Source organism: Nocardia colli (assembly GCF_008704205.1).
Classification (GTDB): domain Bacteria; phylum Actinomycetota; class Actinomycetes; order Mycobacteriales; family Mycobacteriaceae; genus Nocardia; species Nocardia colli.
Genome location: NZ_VXLC01000037.1, coordinates 39253 through 65141, shown reverse-complemented (window position 1 = coordinate 65141; position 25889 = coordinate 39253). Strand labels below are relative to the sequence as shown.

23 protein-coding genes and 1 pseudogene are annotated in these 25889 nt (G+C 68.6%); 14 read left to right on the top strand and 10 right to left on the bottom strand.

Annotated features, from left to right (window positions below; translation table 11 throughout):
* Window positions 1-131: 131 nt before the first annotated feature.
* Window positions 132-1265: an esterase/lipase family protein gene (locus tag F3087_RS42565; RefSeq protein WP_150407876.1), complete on the bottom strand. Its 1134-nt coding sequence runs from the start codon at window positions 1263-1265 to the stop codon at window positions 132-134.
* A 267-nt stretch (window positions 1266-1532) separates the two neighbouring features.
* Here F3087_RS42565 and F3087_RS42560 point away from each other — a divergent pair, with 267 nt between their 5' ends.
* From F3087_RS42560 to F3087_RS42515, 10 genes are all read left to right on the top strand, one after another.
* Window positions 1533-2798 carry a PucR family transcriptional regulator gene (locus tag F3087_RS42560; RefSeq protein WP_150407875.1) on the top strand — a complete coding sequence of 422 codons (1266 nt, stop codon included), beginning with the start codon at window positions 1533-1535 and terminating at the stop codon, window positions 2796-2798.
* Window positions 2799-3274: 476 nt separating this feature from the next.
* A complete protein-coding gene (locus tag F3087_RS42555) occupies window positions 3275-3673 on the top strand; it encodes a TOBE domain-containing protein (RefSeq protein ID WP_150407874.1) in 399 nt (132 codons plus the stop codon).
* 11 nt (window positions 3674-3684) lie between these two features.
* Window positions 3685-4464, top strand: a complete 780-nt coding sequence (modA, locus tag F3087_RS42550; RefSeq protein ID WP_150407873.1) for a molybdate ABC transporter substrate-binding protein — start codon at window positions 3685-3687, stop codon at window positions 4462-4464.
* On the top strand, window positions 4461-5273 hold the full coding sequence (gene modB / locus F3087_RS42545; protein WP_150407872.1) for a molybdate ABC transporter permease subunit: 813 nt from the start codon (window positions 4461-4463) through the stop codon (window positions 5271-5273). Before modA ends, modB begins: the two co-directional genes overlap by 4 nt.
* Window positions 5270-6319 (top strand): ABC transporter ATP-binding protein, encoded by a 1050-nt coding sequence (locus F3087_RS42540; RefSeq protein ID WP_150407871.1) that lies wholly within the window; start codon window positions 5270-5272, stop codon window positions 6317-6319. The genes modB and F3087_RS42540 overlap by 4 nt, the downstream gene beginning before the upstream one ends.
* Window positions 6320-6445: 126 nt before the next feature.
* Window positions 6446-7615 carry a thiolase family protein gene (locus tag F3087_RS42535; RefSeq protein ID WP_150407870.1) on the top strand — a complete coding sequence of 390 codons (1170 nt, stop codon included), beginning with the start codon at window positions 6446-6448 and terminating at the stop codon, window positions 7613-7615.
* Window positions 7612-8631 (top strand): phosphotransferase family protein, encoded by a 1020-nt coding sequence (locus tag F3087_RS42530; protein WP_150407869.1) that lies wholly within the window; start codon window positions 7612-7614, stop codon window positions 8629-8631. Before F3087_RS42535 ends, F3087_RS42530 begins: the two co-directional genes overlap by 4 nt.
* Window positions 8628-9368: an SDR family NAD(P)-dependent oxidoreductase gene (locus F3087_RS42525; RefSeq protein ID WP_150407868.1), complete on the top strand. Its 741-nt coding sequence runs from the start codon at window positions 8628-8630 to the stop codon at window positions 9366-9368. Before F3087_RS42530 ends, F3087_RS42525 begins: the two co-directional genes overlap by 4 nt.
* 89 nt (window positions 9369-9457) lie before the next feature.
* Window positions 9458-10036, top strand: a complete 579-nt coding sequence (locus F3087_RS42520; protein WP_150407867.1) for a pyridoxamine 5'-phosphate oxidase family protein — start codon at window positions 9458-9460, stop codon at window positions 10034-10036.
* Between the two features lie 53 nt (window positions 10037-10089).
* Window positions 10090-10299: a TOBE domain-containing protein gene (locus tag F3087_RS42515; protein WP_150407866.1), complete on the top strand. Its 210-nt coding sequence runs from the start codon at window positions 10090-10092 to the stop codon at window positions 10297-10299.
* An 8-nt stretch (window positions 10300-10307) separates the two neighbouring features.
* On the opposite strand, the gene F3087_RS42510 is transcribed toward F3087_RS42515, so the two are convergent.
* From F3087_RS42510 to F3087_RS47015, 3 genes and pseudogenes are all read right to left on the bottom strand, one after another.
* Window positions 10308-12254, bottom strand: a complete 1947-nt coding sequence (locus tag F3087_RS42510; RefSeq protein WP_150407865.1) for an MFS transporter — start codon at window positions 12252-12254, stop codon at window positions 10308-10310.
* Window positions 12255-12571: 317 nt separating this feature from the next.
* Window positions 12572-12898 (bottom strand): annotated as a pseudogene (locus F3087_RS42505) (transglycosylase family protein); the annotation flags it as partial.
* A 423-nt stretch (window positions 12899-13321) separates the two neighbouring features.
* On the bottom strand, window positions 13322-13486 hold the full coding sequence (locus F3087_RS47015; RefSeq protein ID WP_223885778.1) for a hypothetical protein: 165 nt from the start codon (window positions 13484-13486) through the stop codon (window positions 13322-13324).
* Between the two features lie 129 nt (window positions 13487-13615).
* Here F3087_RS47015 and F3087_RS42495 point away from each other — a divergent pair, with 129 nt between their 5' ends.
* From F3087_RS42495 to F3087_RS42485, 3 genes are all read left to right on the top strand, one after another.
* A complete protein-coding gene (locus F3087_RS42495; RefSeq protein WP_223885777.1) occupies window positions 13616-14563 on the top strand; it encodes an SMP-30/gluconolactonase/LRE family protein in 948 nt (315 codons plus the stop codon).
* Between the two features lie 153 nt (window positions 14564-14716).
* Window positions 14717-17413, top strand: a complete 2697-nt coding sequence (locus F3087_RS42490; protein WP_150407863.1) for a discoidin domain-containing protein — start codon at window positions 14717-14719, stop codon at window positions 17411-17413.
* 63 nt (window positions 17414-17476) lie between these two features.
* Window positions 17477-18361 carry a hypothetical protein gene (locus F3087_RS42485; protein WP_150407862.1) on the top strand — a complete coding sequence of 295 codons (885 nt, stop codon included), beginning with the start codon at window positions 17477-17479 and terminating at the stop codon, window positions 18359-18361.
* Here F3087_RS42485 and F3087_RS42480 read toward each other — a convergent pair.
* The 3 genes from F3087_RS42480 to F3087_RS42470 form a co-directional block, all read right to left on the bottom strand.
* Window positions 18343-20109, bottom strand: a complete 1767-nt coding sequence (locus F3087_RS42480) for a gamma-glutamyltransferase family protein (protein ID WP_150407861.1) — start codon at window positions 20107-20109, stop codon at window positions 18343-18345. The two genes, F3087_RS42485 and F3087_RS42480, sit on opposite strands and share 19 nt — an antisense overlap.
* Window positions 20110-20257: 148 nt before the next feature.
* Window positions 20258-20893, bottom strand: a complete 636-nt coding sequence (locus F3087_RS42475; protein ID WP_150407860.1) for a response regulator — start codon at window positions 20891-20893, stop codon at window positions 20258-20260.
* Window positions 20890-22068 (bottom strand): sensor histidine kinase, encoded by a 1179-nt coding sequence (locus tag F3087_RS42470; protein WP_150407901.1) that lies wholly within the window; start codon window positions 22066-22068, stop codon window positions 20890-20892. The genes F3087_RS42475 and F3087_RS42470 overlap by 4 nt, the downstream gene beginning before the upstream one ends.
* Before the next feature lie 197 nt (window positions 22069-22265).
* On the opposite strand from F3087_RS42470, the gene F3087_RS42465 reads away from it, so the two are divergent.
* Complete coding sequence (locus F3087_RS42465) at window positions 22266-23753, top strand: multicopper oxidase family protein (protein ID WP_223885776.1); 1488 nt, start codon at window positions 22266-22268, stop codon at window positions 23751-23753.
* Window positions 23754-23759: 6 nt separating this feature from the next.
* Here the strand turns inward: F3087_RS42465 and F3087_RS42460 are convergent, their stop codons facing one another.
* Genes F3087_RS42460 through F3087_RS42450 form a run of 3 tightly spaced genes read right to left on the bottom strand, consistent with a single transcriptional unit; the run spans window position 23760 to window position 25764 of the window.
* Window positions 23760-24515 (bottom strand): NYN domain-containing protein, encoded by a 756-nt coding sequence (locus F3087_RS42460; protein ID WP_150407858.1) that lies wholly within the window; start codon window positions 24513-24515, stop codon window positions 23760-23762.
* A gap of 12 nt (window positions 24516-24527) precedes the next feature.
* Complete coding sequence (locus F3087_RS42455; RefSeq protein ID WP_150407857.1) at window positions 24528-25343, bottom strand: RNA polymerase sigma factor SigF; 816 nt, start codon at window positions 25341-25343, stop codon at window positions 24528-24530.
* Window positions 25333-25764, bottom strand: a complete 432-nt coding sequence (locus F3087_RS42450) for an ATP-binding protein (RefSeq protein WP_150407856.1) — start codon at window positions 25762-25764, stop codon at window positions 25333-25335. Before F3087_RS42450 ends, F3087_RS42455 begins: the two co-directional genes overlap by 11 nt.
* Window positions 25765-25889: the final 125 nt, after the last annotated feature.

The following is a 25889-nucleotide window of genomic DNA, read 5'->3' as shown; positions in this document are numbered from 1 at the left end:
CCACTGGCGTCCGGCATCGTCGCGCCGCCGGTGCCGCTGCATGCCCGCTTTCACGCTATCGAACTCATCGACCGGAAAAGAATTGTCGCGGAGGACAATTCGCGCGCCGATTCTTCGTCACCGGATCGCGCTCAGAGACCGCCACCGCCGCCGATCAACCACGGGTTGAACGCGCACTCCAGGTTCGGATACGCGACCGGATCGAGCGCGTGCAGCGCGATGGAGGCCGCGCGCGGCGAATACATGATCGTCAGATGGTCGGAGAGATCCTGCTCGCAACCCGCTTGCAGGGTGATGTTGTCCACCGTGGCACCCGGTCCGGCCCGCAGGAACGACCAGTCGTAGGGATTCATCACCTGGTCGAGGCGCGAACCGACCGAGGTGTAGTCGACGCCGGACACGGTGTCCCCCTGCGCATTCAAGGTCGCGTAGAACGACGAGCCCACGGCCTGCTGGATATTGGCGTACCCGACAATCGGTTGATAGAAGCCGAGGATGTCGACGCCGAGATTGTTGATCATGCGCCCCAGCGTCGCGATGCCCAGCAGCGAGGTGCCGTGATAGGTGGCGCCGAAGGAGATCAGCTTGCGCACCTTGCCCGCGCCACCGTCGAACTTCAGGTACTGATCGGCCACCGTCCCGCCCTGCGAATGCGCGACGATGTCCACCGCCTCGGCGCCCGTCACCGCCCGCACCCGGTCGACGAACTCACTGAGCTGCCGCGCGGAATCCTCGATCCGCCCGACGCCGTAGCGGCCGGGCAGGATCGGCCCGAGACCGCCGCCGTCGAGCAGCCCCGAACGGCCGAAATTGAAAGCGAACACACAGAATCCGGCGCGCGCCAAGCGCGGCGAGAGGTAAGCGAAACTGTCATAGGCGTTGAGCCAGGTGCCGTGCAACAGCACCACCGGGCGCGGATGCTCGGCGGTCGGGACGCAGTTCCAGCGATTCGCGCCCGGCGGCGCGGCGTCGGGGTGCGTCAGGCCGTAAGCGAACGCCGCCAGATACGCCGACATCTCCGGCCCCTCGCCGAGCGCATCGGAGGCATGGCTGAGACCCGGACTGCTGCCGGAATCCGCTACCGCCCGCGGCTGCCGGCCGTCGGCGGCCGGCACCAGTCCCGCACTGATGGCATCGGCGAGCGACTGCTCCGTCGGATCGATGCGCGGATCACCGCCCGCCACACCGGAACCGAGGACCGCCGCCACGGTCAACCCGGCGATCACCGCGGCACCACAGACGGCCCGCTTGGCGTGTTGCGTCATTGCAAACATTCAGTTCACTTCCCATTCCAGCGATTTGCGCGTCCGGGACCTGAATTGCCGACCGCCGCACCGTGTTTCCCGCGCCACATCACCGTTCGAATGTGATGCGCACCATATCGGGACAGGTCGAATCTATGGCCGCCCCGATGCCATTGTCACTGCACGCCGGGGAGAAGAATCCGAGCGGGAAGTTGTTGTCCGAGCCAAAGTTCCGGCCGATGTGCCGGTTACCTTGCCGCAAAACCTGTCGTTGGAAACAATCGGCTCATGTCCCTCGCCCTTTCCCCGCCGACCGGCAACGCACCATTGGTCACCCGGCTGCTCACCCGCTGGCCGCAGATCTCCGAACGCATGCTGGCCGCGGGACTCGGCGCCACCCGGCCCGCCGCGGATCTGCCGAAGGGTCACTTCACCGCCGAGGTGCTGCCCGCGATCTACGCGTGCGGCCGAGCGGTCTTACAGGCCATCGGCGAGCAGCGCGAGTTCACCAGGGCCGAGGTCGCGGCCTTCGTCGTCCCGGTCGCGCAACGGCACGCGGAGGACCGAATTCCGTTGCCGCTGTTGATCGAGGCCATCCACGGCTCGGCGCAATCGGTGCTGCAGGAGGCGGTGGCGCTGGCCACGACGGCGGAGATGCACGACCTGACCGTCATCGGCGGCCGGCTGCTCGACCTGCTGATGCACATCAACATCACCGTGGTCGAGACCTACACCGAGGTCGAGCAGTCGATCTACAACGCCGAACGCGAGGCCCGGCGCGCGCTGTGCGCCGCGCTACTCGGCGGGTTGCCCGCCGAAGAGCTTGCCGCGCGGGCGGATACGGCATTGGCCGAGCGATACACCGTACTGGCCATCCACATTCGCCACGACGAGCAGCCGAGCACGGTGGCCACGCTGATCAGCAGGCGGCGGATCAGGATCCTGCAACGCGCCCTGGACGGCCGCACCGGCACCACCGCGCTGGCCACGTTCGACGGCTCGACCGGGATCGCGTTGCTGCCGGACGTCGCCGACGCGGACCCGGCCGAGCAGCGCTACGAACAACTGGCCGCCGAACTCGCCGAACAGTTCGGCGTCGCGGTGTTCATCGCCGAATATCGTTCGGTCACCAGGGAATCCGTGCCACAGACCGCGCACGAGGCGACCGATCTGGCCGAACTGGCCCGCCTGCTCGGCAAACCGCCGGGCGTCTACCGGCTCGACGATCTATTACTGGAACACCAGCTCACCCGGCCGGGCCCCGCGCGGGAGCGACTGGTCGAACGGATCGCGCCGATCCTGCCGAGCCCCCATCTGATCGAAGCGCTCGACGCGCATCTGCGCCACGGATCCGACCGCAAAGCGGCCGCCGCCGAGATCCACGTCCACCCCAATACGTTCAGCTATCGCCTGCGCCGCATCGCGGAACTCACCGGTATCGATCCCACCGAGCCGCATGATTCCCGGCTGCTCGCGGCGGCGTTGACGATCCATCGCCTGTGCCCGGCGGCCGACGCGAAGGCCGCGACGCCGCCGGGTCACGGGGTCGACTAGATGACGTGCCAGGCCTGCAACAGGTAGGTGATGTTGGCGGCAATGGACGTCACGACGTTCGCGAGATTCAACGCTGACGAACCCAGATCGATAATCGGCACCGAAATTCCTCCATCAGATGGGACTGCGAAATCCCTTCCAATGTAGTGATCGCGGAGCGTGCTCAACTGTTCGATCGGTGAAATACGGCACGGCCCGATTCCCCGGATTCGGCGCGAAAAGTTATGGCCAGCAGGCATTTATGTGCTTCCCGATGGAATTTTGCCCATGCTTCGGCGTGCGCTCGTTGTGAGAGAGTTCACCGGAAATTCCGCCCCAGCAATCACAGCAGGCACAGACCGGAAGAATCCGGCGGCCCCGCGTCTGACGGTCACCTCCACCCGACCGCCGCAAGCCCTGCGCGGCCGGCGACGCCCCGCCGCGCCGCCCGACGATCGCCCCTTGCTTTCCGCAGATACGGCAATAAACTGCCAATCGTGTCGAATTTGCGGATCAGTGAGGTGGCGGTGCTGGCGGGAGTCAGCGACGACACCGTGCGGCGATGGATCGATCAGGGCAAGCTCACCGCGATCCAGCTCGGCAACGGGCGCAAGGGCGTGCGCGGCCGGGAGCTGGCCGAATTCCTCCAGGCCACCGCGGAGACCCCGGAACCGGGCGTCACCGTGGCCGCGTCCGCCCGCAATCGGATGCGCGGCATCGTGACGCGGGTGCTCAAGGACACCGTGATGGCGCAGGTCGAGATGCAGGCCGGACCGTTCCGGCTGGTCTCGCTGCTGAGCCGGGAGTCGGTCGACGAGCTCGGGCTCGAGGTCGGCAGCGTCGCGGTGGCGTCGGTCAAGTCGACACATGTCGTAGTCGAGATTCCGGAAAGTTGATGAGGTCGAAAATGATTCGTTCGCTGAGTGCCGCCGCCCTGGCCGGCGTGGCCGCGCTGACCCTGGTCGGCTGCGGCTCCGACGACAAAGCGGCGCCCGCGGGCACGGACAGGCTCGGCGGCACCGTCACGGTGTTCGCCGCGGCCTCGCTGACCGAGACCTTCACCGAACTCGGCAAGCAGTTCGAGGCCGCGCACCCCGGCGTCAAGGTGGTCTACAGCTTCGGCGCCAGCTCGGCGCTGGCCGAGCAGATCAACCAGGGCGCCCCCGCCGACGTGTTCGCCTCCGCCGCGCCGAAGAACATGCAGCAGGTGCAGGACAAGGGCGAGGTGACCGGCGCACCGGTCACCTTCGTGCGCAACCGGCTGGAGATCGCGGTGCCCAAGGGCAACCCCGGCCACATCACCGGCCTGGCCGACTTCGGCAAGACCGAGCCGAAGATCGCGCTGTGCGCCGAGCAGGTGCCGTGCGGCGCCGCCGCCAAGACGGTGTTCGAGGTCGCGGGCGTCAACCCGCAGCCCGATACCAGGGAGGCCGACGTGAAGGCGGTGCTGACCAAGGTCAAGCTCGGCGAGGTCGACGCCGCGCTGGTGTACCGCACCGACGTGCTGTCGGCCGGCGCCCAGGTGGAGGGCATCGACTTCCCCGAGGCGGCCAAGGCGATCAACGACTACCCGGTCGCGCCGCTGGCGCACGCGCCGAACTCGGCCGCGGCCGCCACGTTCGTCGAGTTCGTGAAGTCCGATCAGGCGAAGACGGTGTTCGCCAAGGCGGGATTCGACGCCCCGTGACCCGGGTGCCGCGGCGACGGGCAGCACAGGGAAGGCGACCGCTCGTTCTGGTGCTGCCCGCGCTGTGCGCGCTGGCGTTTCTGCTCGTGCCGCTGATCGGGCTGCTGTGGCGGGCGCCGTGGCGGGGCCTGCCGGATCGGCTGCTGAACGCCGAAGTCGGTCAGGCGCTGCGGCTTTCGCTGGAGTGCGCGAGTCTCGCGACGGTGCTCTGCCTGATATTCGGGGTGCCGCTGGCGTGGCTGCTCGCGCGCGGCGACGTGCCGGGGCGCGGGGTGTTGCGCGCGCTGGTCACCGTGCCGCTGGTGTTGCCGCCGGTGGTCGGCGGCGTGGCGCTGCTGCTGGTGCTCGGCCGGCGCGGGTTGTTCGGCCGGTATCTGTACGAATGGTTCGGCGTCTCACTGCCGTTCACGACGGCCGGTGTGGTGGTCGCGGAAGCCTTTGTGGCGATGCCATTTCTGGTGATCTCGGTGGAAGGCGCGCTGCGAGCGGCGGATCCGCGGTTCGAGGAGGCGGCGGCGACGCTGGGGGCGTCGCGGTGGCTCACCTTCCGGCGGGTGACCTTGCCCTCCGTGTTGCCCGGCGTGGTGGCGGGCGGGGTGCTGTGCTGGGCCCGGGCGCTCGGCGAATTCGGGGCCACCATCACGTTCGCGGGCAACTTTCCCGGCAAGACGACGACCATGCCGCTGGCGGTCTACCTGGCGCTCGAAGCCGATCCGGAGGATGCGATCGTGCTCAGCCTGGTATTGCTCACGGTGTCGGTCGCGGTTCTGGTCGCCTTGCGCGAGCGGTGGATTCGGGGCGCGGTATGACCCTCGACGCGGAATTGCGCGTTACCCGAGGTCGATTCGAGCTCGATATCCAACTGTCCGTGGCGGCGGGTGAAGTCGTCGCCTTGCTCGGACCCAATGGCGCGGGCAAGACCACGGCGCTGCGCACGCTCGCCGGGCTCACGCCGCTGACCGGCGGCAGCTTGCGGATCGGCGAAAAGACCTGGGACGCACCGCCGAAGGTGTTCGTGCCCGCCGAACAGCGCGAGGTCGGCGTCGTCTTCCAGGACTACCTGCTGTTCGGCCACCTGAGCGCGCTGGACAACGTCGCGTTCGGCCTGCGCGCCCGCGGACAGCGCCGCACCGCCGCCCGAGCGCGCGCCGCCGAATGGCTGGATCAGGTCGGGCTCGCCGACCACGCGCACGCCAAACCGCGAGCCCTGTCCGGCGGCCAAGCCCAGCGCGTCGCCCTCGCCCGCGCCCTCGCCACCGACCCAGCCCTGCTGCTCCTGGACGAGCCGCTGGCCGCGCTCGACGCCAGCACCCGCCTGCGCGTGCGCTCCGACCTTGCCCATCACCTCGCCGACTACCCCGGCCACACCGTGCTGGTCACCCACGACCCGCTCGATGCCATGGTGCTGGCCGACCGCCTCGTCATCCTGGAAAACGGCGTCGTCGTCCAGCAGGGTTCCCCGAGCGAGGTCGCCCACCGCCCCCGCTCCGACTACGTGGCAAACCTGGTGGGCCTCAACCTCTATCGCGGCACCGCGCACGGCACCACCGTCGAACTCGACACCGGCGGCACCCTCACCGCCGCCGAACCCGCCGAAGGCCCGGTGCACATCGCGTTCTCCCCCACCGCCGTCGGCCTGCACCTCGAGCACCCCACCGGCAGCCCGCGCAACACCTGGCCGGTCACCATCGCCGGCATCGAGCAGCACGCCCACACCATCCGCCTCCGCCTCGACGGCGCCCCGCCGGTCCTGGCCGACGTCACCCCCGCCACCGTCGCCGATCTACGCCTCCGGCCGGGCCTGCGACTGTGGGCCGCCGTGAAAGCCACGGAAACGCATACCTATCCGGCCTGACTCGCGCCCCGGGTTCAGTACGAATGCACGGTCTCGGGGTGGACCGGGCATTCCCGTGCCGCCCGGTAGCGAATCCGTGTTAACTTAGATGAGAATCGCAACTAACTTAGCTGATCGGAGAGGGCTATGAGGTCCGCCGTCATCGTCGATGTCGTTCGTACCCCGGCGGGCAAGGGGAAGGCCGGGGGTGGGTTGTCGGGGGTGCATCCGGCCACCCTGCTCGCCGGGGTGTTGTCGGAGTTGGTGGCGCGCAGCGAGCTGGATCCGGCGCTGGTCGACGACGTGGTCGGCGGGTGCGTGACGCAGGCCGGGGAGCAGGCGTTCAATATCAGCCGGACGGCCGCGCTGGCGGCGGGCTTCCCGGAGTCGGTGCCGGCGACGACGGTGGATCGGCAGTGCGGGTCGAGCCAGCAGGCGGCGCATTTCGCGGCGCAGGGCGTGATCTCGGGGGCTTATGACATCGCCATCGCCTGCGGTGTGGAGTCGATGAGCCGGGCGCCGATGTTCTCCAACGCGCAGGGCAAGGACGCGAATCAGGGGCCGCTGGCCCATCGGTATCCGGAAGGGCTTGTGCAGCAAGGGATCGCGGCCGAGGTGATCAGCGCCCGGTGGAAGTTCGACCGGGTCGCGCTCGACGAGTTCGCCGCTCGCTCGCATCGGCTGGCCGCGGAAACGGCTGCGGCAAGCGGGTTCTCGAACGAGCTGGTCGCGGCAGGCACCCTGACCGCGGACGAGACCATTCGCCCGGCGACGACCGCCGAGGGATTGGCGGGGCTGAAGCCCGCGTTCGTGGATGATCAGTTCACCGAACGATTCCCGGAGATCGAATGGTCGATCACGCCGGGCAACTCCTCTCCGCTCACCGACGGCGCCTCGGCCGCACTGATCATGAGCGAGGAGGCGGCGAACAAGCTGGGCCTGCGTCCCCGCGCCCGCTTCCATTCCTTCTCCGTGGTCGGCGACGATCCGCTGCTCATGCTCACCGCCGTCATCCCGGCGACCCGCAAGGTCCTGGAACGCGCGGGGCTGAGCATCGACGACATCGACGCCTATGAGGTGAACGAGGCGTTCGCCCCGGTGCCGCTGGTGTGGCAGCACGAACTCGGCGCGGATCTCGCCAAACTGAACCCGCGCGGCGGCGCGATCGCCCTCGGTCACCCCCTCGGCGCCTCCGGCACCCGTATCCTGGCCACCATGGTCAATCATCTCGAGCAGACCGGTGGCCGCTACGGCCTGCAAACCATGTGTGAGGCAGGCGGATTGGCCAACGCCACCATCATCGAGCGCCTCGGATGACGGCGGCCCTGGCCGGCCTCGATCTCCCCGCGCTGCAACGGTATTTCGAGGCACACGTCCCGCAGACCGCGGGCCCGCTGACGGCCGCGCTGTTGAAGGGCGGCAAATCCAACCTCACCTACCGGCTGAACGACGGGACGAACGACTGGGTGCTGCGCCGCCCGCCGCTCGGCCCGCTCACCCCCACCGCGCACGACATGGCCCGCGAATACCGCATCGTCGCGGCGTTGCAGGACACGAATGTCCCGGTCGCGCAGGCGATCGCGCTGTGCGAGGACACCGCGGTGATCGGCGTGCCGTTCGCCGTCGTCTCCTTCGTCGACGGCCACGTCCTCCAGGACGGCGACCAGACCGCCGCCCTCACCACCGAGCAGGCGCGCGCCTGCTCGGAAGCGCTCATCGACACCCTGGCCGCGCTGCACGCGGTGGACTACACCGCGGTCGGGCTCGCCGAATTCGGCCGTCCCGCCGGATATCTCGCCCGCCAGGTCAAACGCTGGCGCGGCCAGTGGGACCGGGTCGCCACCCGTGAACTCGCCGCCCTCGACCAGCTCACCGGCGCACTGCGCACCGCACTGCCGGACCAGGTGGCCGAGACCATCGTGCACGGCGACTACCGCCTGGACAACACGATCGTCGACCGCCACGACTTCGGCACGATCGCCGCCGTAGTCGACTGGGAGATGGCCACTCTCGGTGACCCGCTCGCCGATCTCGGCTTGCTCCAGGTCTATTGGGACGACCGCTGCGAGCCGGTGCTCGGCGTCCGGCACGCACCGAGCGCGAATCCGGGCTTCCTGTCCGTCGACGCGATCGCCGAACGCTACGCCGCCGCAACGGGTTACCCCCTGGACCACCTGTCGTTCTATCGCGCGCTCGGCTACTTCAAGCTGGCGGTCATCGCGGAGGGCATCCACCAGCGCTTCCTCGCCGGCAAGACGGTCGGCGACGGATTCGCCACCATCGGCGCGGCCGTCCCGCTGCTGCTGGACGCCGGGTTGGAAAGCCTCGCATGACGATCCGCAGCGCCCTCGTCACCGGCGGCTCGCGCGGCATCGGCGCCGAGGTGGCCCGTCGGCTGGCGGAGGAGGGCTTCCAGCTGACCATCGCCGCCCGTAACCAGGACGTGCTCGACGAGACCGCGGCCCGCCTGCGCGACGAGACCGGCGTCGAGGTGAATCCCGTTGTCGCCCAGATGAACGACCTGGACCAGGTCCGCGCCCTGGTCCAGGCCCACGCCGATCGGTTCGACGGCCTGCACGCCCTCGTCCTCAGCGCGGGCACCGGCACCGCGGGCGCCGTCGCCGACATGCCGGTGAAGACCTATGAGCGCATGCTCGACGTCAACTTCCGCGCCCCCATCACCCTCATCCAGGCCGCACTTCCGTTGCTGCGCAAGAGCGCCCAGGACGATCCGCGGCGCGGCGCGAAGATCATCGCCCTCGCCTCCATCACCGGCGTCGCCGGCGAGGCGGGTCTGGCCGCGTACGGCGCGACCAAGGCCGCCTTGATCTCGCTGTGCGAAACCGTCTCGCTGGAGGAGTCGGCCAACGGCGTCAGCGCGACCGCCATCTCCCCCGGCTACGTCGACACCGACATGACCGCCTGGAAGCGCGACGTCCTCGACCAGTCGGCCATGCTGAGCACCGGCGACATCGCCGAACTCGTCCTCGCTCTCACCCGCCTGTCCCGCAACGCGGTGGTGCCGAACATCGTGATCTCCCGCGCGGGCGACCAACTCTGGCGCGCGTGATCTGAGCCTCAGCCGCCCATCGCGACGCCTCCCCGGAGTTACGCTCCCCTCAGGAGTCCTGTCATGGGACGACCGAGAAAGGGGCCCTGATGGCGAAGGTCTTCCCGCACCTCGATGAGGCGCTACGCAAGTTCATCGAGGAGCAGTCGATGTTCTTCGTGGCGACCGCACCGGTCGAAGGCGGACGAGTCAACCTGTCCCCCAAGGGGTATCGCGACACCTTCGCGATCCTCGACGACCGCACCATCGCCTACCTCGACCTGTACGGCAGCGGCGCGGAAACCATTGCCCACCTGCGCGAAAACGGGCGCATCACGATCATGTTCTGCTCGTTCACCCGCACCTCGAAGATCCTGCGCCTGTTCGGCACCGGCCGCGTGATCCGCCCCGACTCCGCCGAGTTCGACGCGCTGCGACCGCATTTCGGCCTGCAACACCCCGGCATCCGGGCGGCCATCGTGGTCGAGATCGACCGCATCGCCGACTCCTGCGGCTACTCGGTGCCCTACCTCGAACTCGTCGACGAACGCCCGGTGCTCGACGCGCTGCACCGCCGCCGCACCGACGACGACTTCGCCCGGCGCATCGCCGGCGACAACTCGGCCAGCCTCGACGGCCTGCCCGCGCTCGAGCCGGACCACCCGCTGCCGTCCGCCATTCCCCGGTAGACGCCGCGCGCCGATCCCGCGGTGCCGGGTTTGCCCTGCGTATGCTCGCCGACATGCGACTGAGCACCCGCAATCAAATGGACGGCACCGTCATCTCGGTCACCCGCGGCGAGGCCATGGCCGTGGTCCGCGTGCGCCTGGCGGGCGGCGACGAGATCACCTCCTCGATCACCCGCGACGCCGTCGACGACCTCGAACTCGCCGACGGCGTGCGGGTGCAGGTGCTGATCAAGTCGACCGAGGTCACCCTCGGCATCGAGTAGCCCGCCGGTTACCGCTCGGCCGGCAGCGGCGTCAGTTCCGCCAGCTCCTGCTGCACCAGCCGGTCGTGCGCCGCGGCCTCGGCCGCCGCCTTCTTCGGGTTCCAGTGCCCGGCCATCAGGAAGACGAACGGCAGGAACGCGACCTGGCCGAGCAGGCAGATCCACCACCAGCGCTCCCACTGCTGCGGCGAGTCGGCCTTGGCCTGCTGCACCTCTTTGCCGTGTTCGGCGAGGTATGCCTGATCCTCGGCCGGGATGGTGCCGACCGCCTGGAGTTGCGCACCCGCCTGCGCGAGTTTCGGGCCGACGGTGCCGAGGATCGCGAGGTCGGCGGGCGGGATCTGCTGCACGGCGGTCAGCCGGGCGATCGCCTGATCCACCGGGATGCCGAACTTCTTGGCGACCTGCCCGACCGCCGCCAGCCCGGCGTTCCCGTCGCTGGGGTTCGCGGCGAGCGCCGCCTGGGTGGCCGGTTCGATGGCCTGCAAGGTCGCGAGTTCCTCGCGGTAGCGGGTGGTGAGCCCGAACGCCGTCTGGATCTCGGCCGGTGACGCTCCGGTCAGCTTGTTCAGCGCGGTCACCTGAGCGACCGGATCGTTCGGGTTCTTGCCCAGTGCCGCAAGGGTTTCCGGCCCGACCTGCTGAATCGTCGCCAGCTGCGGCCCGTACTGCGCCTGGATCTCTTGCAGTCGCGGACCGAAGTTGACCAGGGGGCCCGCCGCGTTCACAACCACCAGCAAGCCGAACAACACGACGGTCACCACACTGCGCAACGTGCCGCCCCACACCGCGAGCCCCACCGCGGTCGCCGCCGGATTGCGCTCCTCCACGGTCTCGGTGAAGCTGGCCATCCAGGTCGAGTAGGCGATGCCCGTGCCGACCGCGATGATGACGAACACCCAGGCGAAGGTGTAGTAGTCCGTGCCCGGCTCATCGGTGTACCCGATGAACAGATACATGCCGACGATGCTGATCAGCGCCCCGGCGATCATGAACGGCTTGCGCACCTTCAGATAGTCCGAGGCGATCCCGGCCGCGACCAGCGCGACCGCGTTGGCGGTCCAGTACCAGTTGCCGAGCGCGTTGGCCTTGGCCGGGCTGAAGCCGAAGTTCGTCGCCATGTAGACCGGCAGAAAGGACACGATGGTGTAGAAGAAGGCCAGGAACAGGCTGATCGCCAGCGCCGAGCCGACGATGTTGAGCCGCAGCATCTGCCGCCACTGGCCCTTTTCCAGCTCGCTCACGTTCAGTCCGCGGGCCCGTGCTTCGATCAACGCGCGATCGCGCAGCGACACCATGATCTGGTCGCGCAGCCGCGGGCTGAGCTCGCGCAGGCCGATCACCGCGATCACCGCGATGACCAGGCAGATCACCCCGCACAGCCGGTAGTGGTACTGCCAGTCCGGGTGCGAATCCAGCGTACGGGTGGAGATGCCGGTGGTGACCAGCGCGCCGATCACCGGGCCGAGGGTCCAGAAGCCCATCGCGGAGGCCCGGCCGAGTTGCGGGGAGAAGTCGCGGATCAGCGCGGGCGTGGCCACCAGCACCGCGCCCTCGACGATGCTGACCACGACGTAGACGAAGAGGTACTGCTCCTTCGTGGTGGTCGCCGGGACCGCGAACAGGGTCAGCAGCGAGCAGATCACCACGCCGTAGGCGACGATGTTGGCCCGGCCCCACCGGTCGAGCACCCCGGCCAGCACCGAGGCGGCCGCGCCGAACGCGGCGCCGATGATGAAGATCCAGACGAAGTAGGCGAACGACAGGTGGAAATAGGCGATCAGCTCATTGCCCACCGCGCCGGTGACGAACAACTGGTAGTAGAGCGCGATCGAGGCGATGACGACAACGGTCAGATACCAGGATCGGGCGGGGGTATCGGGGTAGTGCGGAAGCTTGCGCTGCCACAGCCCGGTGAGAATAGTCGGCGGGGCTGCGGTCGTGGTCGAACTCATGGTCGAGATGCCTTTCTAGCCACGGCATCTCGTCCGGCTCAACAGCGAGCCGGCACGAACGAGCCGGGTGGCAACAGGCTAGTGATCGGCATCACCACCCGCAGGCATTTCGCGACACGAGACCGAAACGTGTTCTAGTTCGGATTCGTGGGATGAAATTCCTGCGCGCTCGCTGGGCGCATTGAATTCGGGTACTACGAAAAAGGCTGCCATCGGGAGTTGACCGTATCGAAATCAAGCCATTGCATCGATCGATCGGTCGCCCCGAAATAGCCCGGCGCCTACCGTGATTCACGGTAGGCGCCGGTGGCGCTTTAGAGGTATGCGCCGCAGACCGGCCAGGCGCCGGGGCCCTGGGTGGCGAGCACGTTCTCCGCGACGCGGATCTGCTCGGCGCGGCTGGCGTTGCTCGGGCTGCCGGTGCCGCCGTTGGCGGACCAGGTGCTCTGGGTGAACTGCAGACCGCCGGAGAACCCGTTGCCGGTCTCGATGCCCCAGTTGCCACCGCTCTCGCACTGCGCGACGGCGTCCCAGTCGTGGGCCGACGCGGTGGCGGTGGACAGGCCGAACGGGACGGCCACGAGGGCGCCCAGGGCGGCGGTGAAGCCGAGGACGCGGGTGCTGAACTTGCGGTTATGCGACATGTGGGATTCCTGCCTGCGCCCACCGGCACGGCACCTGCTCGCCGTGTCCCTGCCCCCAGGTGTGTCGGGGATCCTCCAACCGCGGGACAGGGTCGCCGGCATTCAGCGGTTCGAGTTCGAGCCCGTCATCGATCGGGCTCCGGCGACGGTAGCGAAGAAGTCGCCACGAATCACGCCGTGATCACGGAGCCATTGCTTAACCGATAGTCGAGGGTTATGCCGTTTATGCATCTCGAGCAGGCAAAAAGAATCGTCCAGGCAAACGGTAATTGTTACGTTATGTGCCCGAGATCACTCTCGAATTGTGTCATCGGTCGCATGCGGACCCGTCGACGTCCCACTGAGCGGGACAGGAATGAGAACTTCGCTGTGCACGCCTCGATTCAAGCGTCAATCATTCGTGATCGACCAGGCGGCAATGCGCTACTTACCGAGCGCCCGCAGTTGATAAAGCCCCTCGGTCTCCGTGACCACGACGCCGGCGGAATCGGTGACAACGGCGTGCACGGTGAAGTTCGATTTTCCGTTGCGCGCGGCTTCTTCGGCGATCCGGCCGAGCGCAAACCGGTGCGCCGCTGATCGTCTCACCGGTCGGCCACGCCAGCACCACCGATGTTGCCTCGTTCTCCCCCGCTACGAGCGCATACTGCACAGGCTCAGCCCCCGATTCGGCGATTCCCGGTGAATCGCACCCACCAGAGACAGCCGAGGTGTGCAATGACCAGCATGGACAAGGCCACGGTCGCCGTGGCGGCACTGACCTTCGCCGCATTGTCGGCGGTTGCCGCGCCCGCGGCGAGCGCCGCGCCGGTGTGCGGCGGCGCGGGCCAGCCGACGCTGGTGGCCGCGACCCTGCCGGGCGCGCTGGAAGGGCTCACCGTCGATGCCCGGGGGCGGGCCTATACAACGGACCTGGCGAGCGGCCGGGTGTATCGGATCGACGCGCCGGGCGCGGCGCCGGTCCCGATCGCGACCGTGCCGAGCGGCGGTGGCGGCGCGCTGGCCTGGACCCCGGACGACAAGCTGCTGGTCGGCTACGGCGCGGACGCGCGGTCGTTCGTCGGCGACTCGCTGCGCCACGCCGGGATCATCGAGCTCGACCCGGACACCGGCGCGGTCCGCCCCGTCGCCGCGGGGCTCAGCGCCGCCAACGGCATGGATGTCGCGCAGGACGGAACTATCTACGCCACCAACGACTTCGGCAGTCTGGTCGGCCGCGTCTACCCGAACGGCGCGGTCCAGGCCGACTGGACCTCGTTCCCCAGCGCGAACGGCGCGGTCCTCGGCAGGGATGACGAATACCTGTACGTCAGCAGGACATTCGTCAACCCGGGAGTGAGCCGGATCCCCACCGCCAACCCGGGCGCGCCGCAGTCGCTGCTCGACCTCGGCGGCGCGGATGCGCTCGCCGCACCGGACGGCCTGACCCTGGACTCGCTGGATCGCCCGGTGGTCCCGCTCAATACGGCCGGCCAGGTCATCCGGATCGACGCCCCGAACCAGTACTGCGTTCTCGGCGGCGGCAACCCGATGACCAGCGTGCTCACCTACGGCCGCGGTACTACCGGATTCTCTGCGGGCCGCCTCTTCGGCGCCACCTTCACCGGTGTGGTCTACGAAATCCCCGGCGGCTTCGACCCGAACGCCCGCACCGCCACGCCGTGATGCTCGCGCGCGCTCGGACAACGCCATAGCTGCGGTTATCGCAGTCGATCTTAGGATGGCTTCTGGTGGACCGTCCCGGGTCGTGGTCGCATGGAAGTCGGGCCGGGTAGCCGAGCACGACACGATCGTCCATGCGTCACATGGAGGTACGGCTTGCGTTCTCGCACCGAAGTCCTGATCGGCATCGCGTTCGTCGTGGCCGTCGCCCTGGTGGCCGGCGGGGTCGTGTTCGCCGTCCGGCATGCTTCGCGGGACGCGGCCGCGCCGGTGTGCCCGGACGACGATGCCGCGTCCGCGCCGGGATGGTCGGCGTCGAATACCGACGTGGACGCCGCGTTCGAGCAGCATCCGTTCGTCGGCAACGGCTATCTCGGGCTGCGGGTGCCGCCGCGCGGTATGGGCTACGCGCTGACCGGCGAGATGAGCGGCTGGCCGTTGTACACGCCGCGTTATGACGGCGCGTTCGTCGCCGGGCTGTACGGGCACACGCCGGGGCTGGCCGACGATCGTGAGGTCGCCGCTGCGATCCCGAACTGGTCCGCGCTCTCCGTCGGCGTCGGTGACGACACGTACTCCGCGAGTACGCCGGCGGATCGGATCACCAACTTCAAGCAGACGCAGTACCTGCGCTGTGGGCTGGTGCGCACCGAGCTCACTTGGACCAGCCGCGATGGCAAGGCCACTGACCTGGTGTACGACGTCGTCACCGATCGCGTCGATCAGCATGTGGGCGCGGTGCATCTGACGCTGGTGCCGCACTGGTCCGGCGAGCTGACCGTGACCGACCTGCTCGACGGCGCGGGCGCCCGCCGGATGACGCAGACCGAGGGCGGCGCGAGCGACGGCGATATCCAGGTCGGGTTCCGCACCGAGGGCACCGGCGTCGTCGGCTCGGTGGCTTCGGTGCTGAGCACCGGGAATTCGCAGCAGCCCGCCCCGGCGCGCGATCTCACCATCAGCCAGCAGAACCACCTCTCCGTGCGCGACGGAAGGACTTACGAGGTAACCAAATTCGTCGGCGTCGACACCGCGCTCACCGCCCGCGATCCGGTGGCCGCGGCGCACGACGCGGCGCAGCGGGCGGCGAGCAAGGGCTGGCCGGAACTGCTGGCGGGCACCGCGGCGGCCTGGCGCGCGCTGTGGCGCGGCGACATCGAGGCGCCCGGCAACGCGGACTTGCAGACCTGGGCGCGCGGCGCGCTCTACTCGCTCTACTCGAGCACGAATTCCCAACAGGACAACAGCATTTCGCCCGTCGGCCTCAGCAGCGACAACTATGCGGGAGCGGTGTTCTGGGACGCGGACATCTGGATGTTCCCCGGCCTGCTCCAGATGGCGCCCGATCTCGCCAAATCCGTGGTGGAGTACCGGTTCAAGACCCTTCCCGCCGCGCAGGCGAACGCCCAACAGCTCGGCTACCGTGGCGCGTTCTATCCCTGGACCAGCGAAAGCCGTGGCGCCCTTGCGGAATGCCACAGCTGGGATCCGCCGCACTGCCTCACCCAGATCCATCTGCAAGGCGACATCTCCCTCGCCGCCTGGCAGTACTTCCTCGCCACCGGCGACACCGGTTACCTGCGCGGCCGCAGCTGGCCGATCATGCGGAACCTGGCCCAATTCTGGGCATCCCGGGTGACGCCGAATCCGGACGGCAGCTACTCGATCGAGAATGTCGCGGGCCCGGACGAATACAGCAATGGCGTCAAGGACGGGGTCTACACCAACGCGGTAGCCGCACTGGCACTGCGCAATGCGGCCCGCGCCGCCGAAATCCTCGGCGAGCCAGCCCCGCCCGAGTGGACCGCGATCGCCGACCACCTGCGCATGCCCTTCGATCCGGCGCGGCAGATCTTCGCCCAGTACGACGGCTACGCGGGGACGCCGATCAAGCAGGCGGACACCGTGTTGCTGATCTATCCGCTGGAATGGCCTATGTCGCAAGCAGTTTCGAGCAACACGCTCAGCTACTACGCCGAGCGCACCGATCCGGACGGCCCCGCGATGACCGACTCGGTGCACGCCATCGACGCCGCGGCGATCGACGCACCCGGCTGCGCGACGGATACCTACCTCGAACGAGCGGTCCGGCCGTTCGAGCGTGCGCCGTTCGGCCAGTTCGCGGAGGCCCGCGGCAATAAGGCGGGCGTCAAGGACGCGCTGGCCGGAGCGCCTGCCTTCACCTTCGTCACCGCGGCGGGCGGATTCCTGCAAACGTTCACCAACGGGTTGCTCGGGTTGCGGTTGCGGGCCGACGAGGTGCGCATCGATCCGACCCTGCCGCCGGAACTGAGCTCCGGGTTGAACATTCGCGGCATGCACTGGCAGGGAAGGACTTTCGACGCAGAGCTGGGACTCGACAACACCACGATCACGCTGAAAGACGGGGCGGCGATGCAGGTCCGGACCCCCGCAGGCACGCAGCTGGTCAGCCGTGACCATCCGCTGATCGTCAAGACCCGCCGGCCGGACCTGGCACCCACCGACAACCTCGCCCGCTGCAAGTCCGTCTCCGCGAGTTCGGCCGAGCCCGGTCGATACGCCGAGGCCGCCGTCGACGGCAGCATTGCCACCGGCTGGGCGCCCGACGCGGACCGCGGCACCCTCACCGTCGATCTGGGCGCGGAAACCTCAGTGGGCCGGATACTTCCGCGCTGGTCGGATCCCGCGCCGGCGGCCACCGTCTCGGTGTCCCGCGACAACCAGACCTGGACGACCGTCGCCATCGACCCGGCAACCGGCACTACCGCGAGTCCGATCGCCGCCCGCTACATCCGGCTCGACATCGCCGCCGCGGACCCGGCCGCACATCCCGGCCTGCGCGAACTGGAGATCTCGGCCCCGCAGAAGTAAGCCAACACCGACCGCGTTCGCGTGCCCAGCCGACTCCGCGCCGCGTCGGTACAGTGAGCGACGATGAACCCCGATCGTGCCAGCGAGCTTGCCGCGCAACAGGTCGGCGCCGCGCACGCGGACCCCGATCACCGGTTGACGCTCACCGAGAGCTGCTACCCGCCACAGCTCAGCGCCTATGCCCGCGCCGAATCGACCTTTCTGCGCTGGGAACTGACCCGCGGCGTCCTGCACCCCACCTCCGGCAGCCCCTGGTGGCGCGCGATCAACGATCGCCTCCTGCACGACCAACTCGAAGCCAAGCTGCTCGACGGAAACGGCGACGCCTCGACACCCGGTGCGCGACTATGGCAGCGGTTTCTCGCCGCGCCGTCGCCGATCACCTGGTACCGCGCGCACAACCTCAGCATCGTCTCCGGCTACCTGGAGAACCAGTCGCTGGCCGAGGCCGAGCTGGATGTCGAACGACTCATGATCAATGTGACGCTGGCCCGGGTGCTGTTCACCCACGCCCTGATCGAATGCCCCGGCCTGGCGCTCGGCCGCTTCGCCCGGCTCGGTCCGCGCGTCGCCGATCCGCGCGGCAGTTCGGTCGGGCTGTTCCTGGATCTGCGCAATGTCTTCCCGCGGCGATATCCGTTGCACGGCTACTCGATTCAGCAGTTGCTCGCCGACGAAGGGCGTGCGGCCCGGGCCATCGACTTCGGCCTGATCCTGCCGAAACGGGTCCCGGTCTACGCGTTCGCCGCGGCCAGCCTGGGTGAACCGCGCATCGCGACGCTGGTCGCGGGTGACCTGTTCCGGTACGGCGGACCGAGCGTGGACCCGACGCTGCTCGAGGCCGACGCGTTGACCCGGGTGATGGCGGCCGCGACCCGGGCTCGTGGGGATCGCCGGATCCGGACCGCCCGCACCGTGCGGTCGCGGGATCAGCGGCCGACCGCGTAACCCTGCATGCCACGGGGATTCGCCGCCGCGGACAGCAGACCCGACTCCGGATCGCGGGCGACCGCGCACAGGCGGCCCTCCGACCAGGCGCCGCCGACGGTGACGTCGTGGCCGCGACTACGCAGGTCGTCGATGACCGACTCGTCCATCCTCGACTCCACCACGACGTGGCCCGGTTCCATGTCCCGCGGATAGAACGAGCCGGGGAACGACGAGTTGTGCCAGTTCGGCGCGTCGATCGCGGCTTGCAGGTCCAGGCCGCCGTAGGCGACGGACAGGAAGAAGTGCAGTTGCCACTGGTCCTGCTGATCGCCGCCGGGGGTGCCGAAGGCCAGGACCGGAACGCCGTCGCGCAGCGCCAGCGTGGGCGTCAAGGTGGTGCGCGGACGGCGGCCTGGCACAAGGGTATTCGGCAATCCCTCGTCCAGCCAGGCCATCTGCAGGCGGGTGCCGAGTGGGAAGCCGAGCTCGGGGATGACCGGGTTGGATTGCAGCCAACCGCCGCTCGGGGTCGCCGAGATCATGTTGCCCCACTGGTCGACGATGTCGAAATGGCAGGTGTCGCCTCGTGTTTCACCGGCGCTCGCGAGTGCGGGTTCGCCGGCGCCGGTCGCTTCGGACGCCGGAGCCGAGCCGGCGATGTGGGAGCTGAGGAGTGGCGGGCGCCCGTCCGGGCTGCCGGGGCGCAGTGCGTAGGACGCCTTCGCGTCGATCAGCGCGCGGCGTTGCGCGTTGTACGACGGCGAAAGCAGTACGGACACCGGCACATCGGGGACGTCGCCGTACCAGGCCTCGCGGTCGGCCATTGCCAGCTTGCAGCCCTCGATGAGCAGATGAACGTAGTCCGCGGAGTCGTAGGCGGGCAGGTCCTCGGGCAGCAGGGCGAGCTGTTGCAGGAAGACCGGCCCCTGACTCCACGGGCCCACCTTGCAGATCGTCCAGCCACGCCAGTCGTAGGTGGTCGGCTCCTCGTAGGTCGCCGACCAGTCGGCCAGGTCCGCCGCCGTCAGCGTGCCGACGTGCCGCTCGCCGCTGGTGTCGAGGGTGGGCCGGGCCGACTGCCGCAGCATCGCCTCGGCGATGAACCCCGAGCGCCAGATACGGCGTGCCGCTTCGATTTCGGCGACCCGATCGCCACCACCCTCGGCGACGGACTCCTCGATCAGTCGCCGCCAAGTCCGGGCCAGAGCCGGATTGCGAAACAGCACACCGGGTGTCGGCGGCGTGCCGTCACGCAGATAGACCTCCGCAGAGGACGTCCACTCGGTGGTGAAGAGTTCCCGGACGCTCTCCACCTGCTGCTGAAGTCGCGGAACCGGCGGATGCCCGTCCTCCGCATACCCGATCGCGAAGCGGAGCAACTCCGCCAAAGACCTTGTCCCGTAATCCCGCAGCAACACCATCCAGGCGTCGAACGCACCGGGCACCGCCGCCGCCAGCGGACCGGTCCCGGGAACGAATTCCAGCCCGAGCCCCCGATAGTGCGCCGCACTCGCCCCCGCCGGAGCCGGCCCCTGCCCACACAACACCCGCACCGGCGCCCCCACCGGCGCGAGAATCATCGGCACCTCCCCCGCAGGCCCATTCAGATGCGGCTCCACCACATGCAGCACAAACCCCGCGGCCACCGCCGCGTCATACGCGTTCCCCCCACCCTCCAGCACCGCCATCGCCGCCTGCGAAGCAAGCCAATGCGTAGACGACACCATCCCGAACGCCCCCCGCAATGTCGGCCTGGTAGTGAACACGTCAACGCCTCCATCCCCGAAGTCCCTCCGCACCCCAACCAGCACGGATCCCCCGAAAACCTACAGACCCCACCCCCACTCCCCCCGCACCCGCCATCCCCCGGAGCGCCGCCCCAACCCCAGCAAATAAACCGTTAACGAATAGGTCTCAGTGGAGTTTGTGGGCGTAGACGGCTAGGCGGACTCGGTTGTCGCAGGCGGTTTTGTCCATCAGGTTGGCTACGTGGGTTTTGATGGTGGTTACGCCGAGGTGGAGGTGGGTGGCGATTTCTTGGTTGCTGAGGCCTTCGCCGATGAGGGTGAGGACTTCGTGTTCGCGGGGGGTGAGGGTGGGTTGGGGGGCTGGGGGTTTCGGGGTGGGGCGGGTTTCGATGGCGCGGGAGACCAAGCGGCGCATGAGGGTTGGGGAGAAGAGGAGGTCGCCGTCGGCGGTGCGGCGGATGGCGGTGAGCAGGTCGGTGGGGGCGGTGTCTTTGACGAGGTAGCCGGTGGCGCCCGCGGCCAGGGCGGGGAAGAGGTGGTCATCGTCGTCGAAGGTGGTGAGTACCAAGACTTTTGCGCTCGGCCGGGCGGCGACGATCTGCTCGGTGGCGGCGACGCCGTCGAGTCCGGGCATGCGCAGATCCATCAGGATCAGGTCGGGGGTCAGTTCGGCGTTCAGGCGGATGGCCTCGATGCCGTTGGCGGCCTCGCCGACGACCGCGAAATCGGGGGTGGATTCGATGAGCATGCGCAGGCCGGCGCGGACCAGGCGTTGATCGTCGACCAGCAAGACGGTGATCACTGCGCGGCCTCCGCTTCGGTCAGGGTGGCGACGCCGGGTAGCCAGGCGTCGACTTCCCATCCTCGCGCGGTGGCGCCGACGGCGAAGGTGCCGCCCGCGAGTTCGACTCGTTCGCGCATGCCGATGATGCCGTGCCCGGCCGGGTTCGAGCCCGACCGGCCGACGCCGCTGCGCACCTGGACGGCGATCCCCCCGCTCCGACGAACCACGCTGACCTGGACCGATACCTCGCGGTCGGCATGCTTCATCACGTTGGTGAGCGATTCCTGCACCAACCGCAGCAGGGTGAGCCTGCCGATCGCGTCCAGTCCGCCCAGATCCGGCGCGAGGTCGGCCTCGACGGTGAACCCGGCCACCTCGACCCGGCGCACCGCCGCCGAGATCTCGGTGCGCACGGCGTCCGCGTCCACCAGCGCGACCTCGCCGAGCGCGGGATCGCGCAGTGCGGCGAGCAGCCGGCGGATGTCGGCGAGCGCGTCGGCGGCGGTGTCCCGCACGTCGTCGAGCACCGCGTTCACCCGCGGATCCTGATCGGCCACCACGTGGCGGGCGATGCCGACACGCAGCACGATCGAGGCCATGTGATGCGCGATCAGGTCGTGCAACTCGCGCGCCATGGCACTGCGCTCGGCCGCCCGGGTGCGCGATTCCGCTTCGGCCCTGCGGGTTTCGGCGTCGGCGGCGCGCAGGTACAGGCTCGCCGCCAGATCGCGTTGCCCGCGCAGGTACAGCCCGAGCAACAACGGCACACCGACGTAGGTCCCCGCCTCGACCACGGTCGCCGCACCCCACAGCGACGCGTCGTGAATACCCCACCGCCCGAGCACGACGGCCAGCGCCCAGCACCCCGCCGCGAACGCCACCCGCCCGTTCTGCCGAGTCCGCATCGCCACCTCGACCAAGGCGACCGCGCCAAGGAACGGCACCAGCCCCGACAGCCCCCACGCGGGCGTGCGGAACATCGGAACGGCGAGCACCGACAGCGCGACCGAGACGGCCAGCGGCCACCGATTCCCCACCACGAACAGCCCGCTCGCCACCATGGCAAGCACCCAGTAACTCCACGGCACCCGATACTGCCCGGGGAACGTGCTCGCCACCAGCAGCACCGGGACCAGCACGAGCGGCAGGCAACGCACGACCAGCCGCACATCACGCCGCAACTGGATCTCCATCACACGTCAACGGTAGGGGACGGCGGATTCACCGCGACCGGACACTCCCGATGCCGCGAGCTCTACTAGCACCTCGAATCCTCCGCCACAAGGGTCCGCGGGCGGAGTCACACCCGCCGAAAGGCGGCTCTGCGGACGATCTCCGCAACCCATCGGCAATCGAAGCTGGAGAGGACGTCGATCGAAGGAGTAGAAACGTGGTCTCGAGACGAGGCTTCCTCGCCGGACTGGCCATAGTGCCGCTGGCCGCAGGATGTGTGGCGCGACCGGGCGCACCGATCCCCGGGTCGGCGACGACCAGGCCCCTCCCGATACCGCCGCTCGCTTCCTCGACGGTCGGAGCCGACGGCGTGCGCCACTTCACCCTCGACATCCAGCAGGGCACCTCGGAAATCCGCGCGGGCACGCACACCCCCACCTGGGGCTACAACGGCGCGATCCTCGGACCGACCGTGCGCGCCGCGCGCCACGAATCGGTGGCCTTCACCATCCGGAACTCTCTGCCGGAGTCGACCACGGTGCACTGGCACGGCATGCACCTGCCCGCTCGGTTCGACGGCGGCCCGCATCAGACGATCGAGGCCGGCGGCACCTGGTCACCGGCGTGGACCATCGACCAGCAGGCCGCCATGCTCTGGTACCACCCGCATCCGCACGGCGCGACCGAAAAGCATGTCTACCGCGGACTTTCGGGCCTGTTCATCGTCGACGACGAGACGACAGACGCCCTCGATCTCCCGAAAGAGTATGGGGTCGACGACATTCCGCTCGTCATCCAGGACCGGCGCTTCACCGCCGACGGCGCACTGGACGAATCGGATCCGACCGACGTCGGTCTGCTCGGCGACACCATAGTCGTGAACGGCATCACGGGTGCGCATCTGGACGTGCGCACCGACCGGGTCCGCCTGCGCATTCTCAACGGATCGTCGGGCCGAATCTACAACCTGGCCTTCGACGACCAGCGCACCTTCCAGCTCATCGCCACCGACGGCGGCCTGCTCACCGCACCGGTCACCCTGCGCACGATCCAGGTGAGCCCGGGCGAGCGCGTCGAACTGGTGGTGGACCTGCGCGGCAACGAGCGAATCAGGTTGCGCTCACTGCCGATCGAGCAGCGCCGGGACATCGATCGCGCCGCCGCGTTCGGCTTCGACGACACTTTCGACATCCTCCAGCTGCGGGCCGCGAACACCCTGAAACCCGCTGCACCCGTGCCGAACTCACTCGCCACTATCCCCGCCCTCGCCCCCGCGGGCGCGAAACCGGATTACACCTTCGAACTGAAGTGGTTCATGATCAACGGAAAGCGCATGGACATGAACCGCATCGACATGACCATCCCGGTCGACACCACCCAGGTGTGGTCGGTCCGTAACAACGACAACTGGCCGCACAACTTCCACGTGCACGACGTCCAGTTCCAAGTGGTCGACATCGACGGCCAGGCCCCGCCGCCCGCCCTGGCCGGCTGGAAGGACACCCTCTACACCGAGCCGCAATACACCTACCGGCTGGCCATGCGGTTCGCGCAGCACAGCGATCCGACCTACCCGTACATGTTCCACTGCCACCTATTGCTGCACGAAGACCACGGCATGATGGGCCAATTCCTGGTCCTCGCCCCCGGCGAGCAACCCGCGCCGATGCGAATGGACATGCCGGGCATGGGCCACCACGGCTGAGCCGCCTTACTTGGCAGCGGGCCGATTCCGAACGTCGCGGACATAGGTGACGGCCTGCTTACCTTCGCCCGGACTACGCGTATCCAAATCGAAAAGTGTTGTGGCCGCGAATAGTTCACCGAGCTTGCTGTATCCATAGGTGCGCGGATCGAAGTCGGGACGCTGTTTGTTGATGATCGACCCGACGCTGGACAGGGTCGCCCACCCCGAGTCGTCGGAGGCCGCGTCGACCGCGTTCCGCAGCAGGTTCATCAGCTTGGCGTCACCCTTGAGCTGATTGGCGGCCGGCCGCCGAGTCGGCGTCGGCGACTCATCCGTTGTGCCGGTGAGGTTTTCGGTATAGATGAACTTGTCGCACGCGGCGACGAACGGCTTCGGCGTCTTGTGCTGACCGAATCCGTAGACGGTCAAACCGGATTCGCGAATGCGACTGGCCAACCGGGTGAAATCGCTGTCGCTGGACACGATCACGAACCCGTCGAGGTTGCCGGTGTACAGCAGATCCATCGCGTCGATGATCATCGCCGAGTCGGTGGCGTTCTTGCCGGTGGTGTAACCGAACTGCTGGATCGGCTGAATCGACTGCGCGAGCAGCTGATCCTTCCACCCCTTCAGATTGGTACTGGTCCAGTCACCATAGGCCCGCTTGACGTGCGCCGTCCCGTACTTGGCCACCTCGGCCAGCAGCCCGTCGGCGATCCCGGGCTGCGCGTTGTCGGCATCGATCAGCACCGCGAGCCGCGTAGCGTTGTCGCTGCTCAAGCCATTCCCCGTTCAGTCGCGCAGAGCCTGTTCCCGCAGCGTACTCAATGTTTTGGCGAGAATCCGGGAGACTTGCATCTGCGACACGCCCAGCTGCGCGGCGATCTGGTCCTGGGTCTTCGACTCGAAGAATCGCATGACCAGCACCTGACGTTCGCGTTCGGGCAGCGCGGCGATGAGCGGTTTGACCGCGAGATAGTCCTCGACGGTCTGGTATTCCGGCTCCTCGGCGCCGAGGGTGTCCAGCGGCGAGCGCGGCGCGTTGTCGTCGTCGCTGTCCAGGCCCACGTCGATGGAGGAGGTCTGGTAGGCGTTACGGGCGATCAAGGCCTGAGTGACCTCGACCAGGTCGGCGCCGAGCTCCTCGGCGATCTCGCGCGCCTTGGGCATCCGGCCGAGCCGCTGCGCCAGCGTCTCGATGGTCGGCGCGATGGTCTGCTGAATCTCCTTGAGCCGCCGCGGAACTCGCACCGACCAGGTGTAGTCGCGGAAGTGCCTGCGCACCTCGCCCATGATGGTCGGCACCGCGAACGCCAGGAACGGCGACCCGTGCGAGGCGTCGAACCGGTCCACCGCGGCCACCATGCCGACGCGGGCGATCTGCAGCAGGTCGTCGAAGTTCTCGCCGCGCCCGGTGAACTTGCGCGCGATGTGCTCGGCCAGCGGCAAGCAGCGACTGATCAGCTCGTCCCGCACGACGGCCCGCTGCGGATCGTCGGCGTCGAGCCGGCTCAGCTCGAGGAACAGCGGCTCGATGTTGTCATAGCTGTCCCCACCACGTCGGCGCGGCTCGTGGCCTACGCCGGACGTCGTTGCCTCATTGTTCATCGAGGTCGCCCCGGACCCACACGAAGTCGACGACAGTCGGGTAGCCGGACACGGCGGCGTCGAACGGCGCCTTGGTCGCCGTGACCGAGTCGGTCAGGGTCTGCACGATGTGCCAGCCGAAACTGCCTGAGCCGACCTCGGTTTCGGACGTGACCACCGCGCGGACGTTGGCGTTCAGCACGCCTTCGCGATAGGAGAACGCGCAATCGATCGTCGACCCGGGCGCCGCGTCCTGCAACAGCACGGTCGCGATCTCGTCGAGCGCGAGCCGGATATCGGTCACCTCGTCGAGCCCGAAATCGGCGATCAGCAGCACCGTCTCGGCGAGCGCGCGCAGCATCGTCAACTGCTCCGGTGACGCGGGCACCGTGACGGCGACCGTGGTTGTCCCCGTCACGGATTCGGATACCCGTTCACTCATTCCGCCACCACCTCATTTACGTGCGCGTGTCCGATCGACGGGTCAGCCTACCCGGACCGAGCCGGACCCGGGAGCTGGCACACCCGTGCCCGCCGCGCCGCCGGCGGCGACGGCGCGGCGGGCAC

What these genes read in the sequence shown, in the direction of transcription:
- F3087_RS42565 (WP_150407876.1), bottom strand. Translation starts at nt 1,265, where the DNA reads ATGACGCAACACGCCAAGCGGGCCGTCTGTGGTGCCGCGGTGATCGCC.
- F3087_RS42560 (WP_150407875.1), top strand. Translation starts at nt 1,533, where the DNA reads ATGTCCCTCGCCCTTTCCCCGCCGACCGGCAACGCACCATTGGTCACC.
- modA (WP_150407873.1), top strand. Translation starts at nt 3,685, where the DNA reads ATGATTCGTTCGCTGAGTGCCGCCGCCCTGGCCGGCGTGGCCGCGCTG.
- F3087_RS42540 (WP_150407871.1), top strand. Translation starts at nt 5,270, where the DNA reads ATGACCCTCGACGCGGAATTGCGCGTTACCCGAGGTCGATTCGAGCTC.
- F3087_RS42535 (WP_150407870.1), top strand. Translation starts at nt 6,446, where the DNA reads ATGAGGTCCGCCGTCATCGTCGATGTCGTTCGTACCCCGGCGGGCAAG.
- F3087_RS42530 (WP_150407869.1), top strand. Translation starts at nt 7,612, where the DNA reads ATGACGGCGGCCCTGGCCGGCCTCGATCTCCCCGCGCTGCAACGGTAT.
- F3087_RS42525 (WP_150407868.1), top strand. Translation starts at nt 8,628, where the DNA reads ATGACGATCCGCAGCGCCCTCGTCACCGGCGGCTCGCGCGGCATCGGC.
- F3087_RS42520 (WP_150407867.1), top strand. Translation starts at nt 9,458, where the DNA reads ATGGCGAAGGTCTTCCCGCACCTCGATGAGGCGCTACGCAAGTTCATC.
- F3087_RS42515 (WP_150407866.1), top strand. Translation starts at nt 10,090, where the DNA reads ATGCGACTGAGCACCCGCAATCAAATGGACGGCACCGTCATCTCGGTC.
- F3087_RS42510 (WP_150407865.1), bottom strand. Translation starts at nt 12,254, where the DNA reads ATGAGTTCGACCACGACCGCAGCCCCGCCGACTATTCTCACCGGGCTG.
- F3087_RS42495 (WP_223885777.1), top strand. Translation starts at nt 13,616, where the DNA reads ATGACCAGCATGGACAAGGCCACGGTCGCCGTGGCGGCACTGACCTTC.
- F3087_RS42485 (WP_150407862.1), top strand. Translation starts at nt 17,477, where the DNA reads ATGAACCCCGATCGTGCCAGCGAGCTTGCCGCGCAACAGGTCGGCGCC.
- F3087_RS42470 (WP_150407901.1), bottom strand. Translation starts at nt 22,068, where the DNA reads ATGGAGATCCAGTTGCGGCGTGATGTGCGGCTGGTCGTGCGTTGCCTG.
- F3087_RS42455 (WP_150407857.1), bottom strand. Translation starts at nt 25,343, where the DNA reads ATGAACAATGAGGCAACGACGTCCGGCGTAGGCCACGAGCCGCGCCGA.
- F3087_RS42450 (WP_150407856.1), bottom strand. Translation starts at nt 25,764, where the DNA reads ATGAGTGAACGGGTATCCGAATCCGTGACGGGGACAACCACGGTCGCC.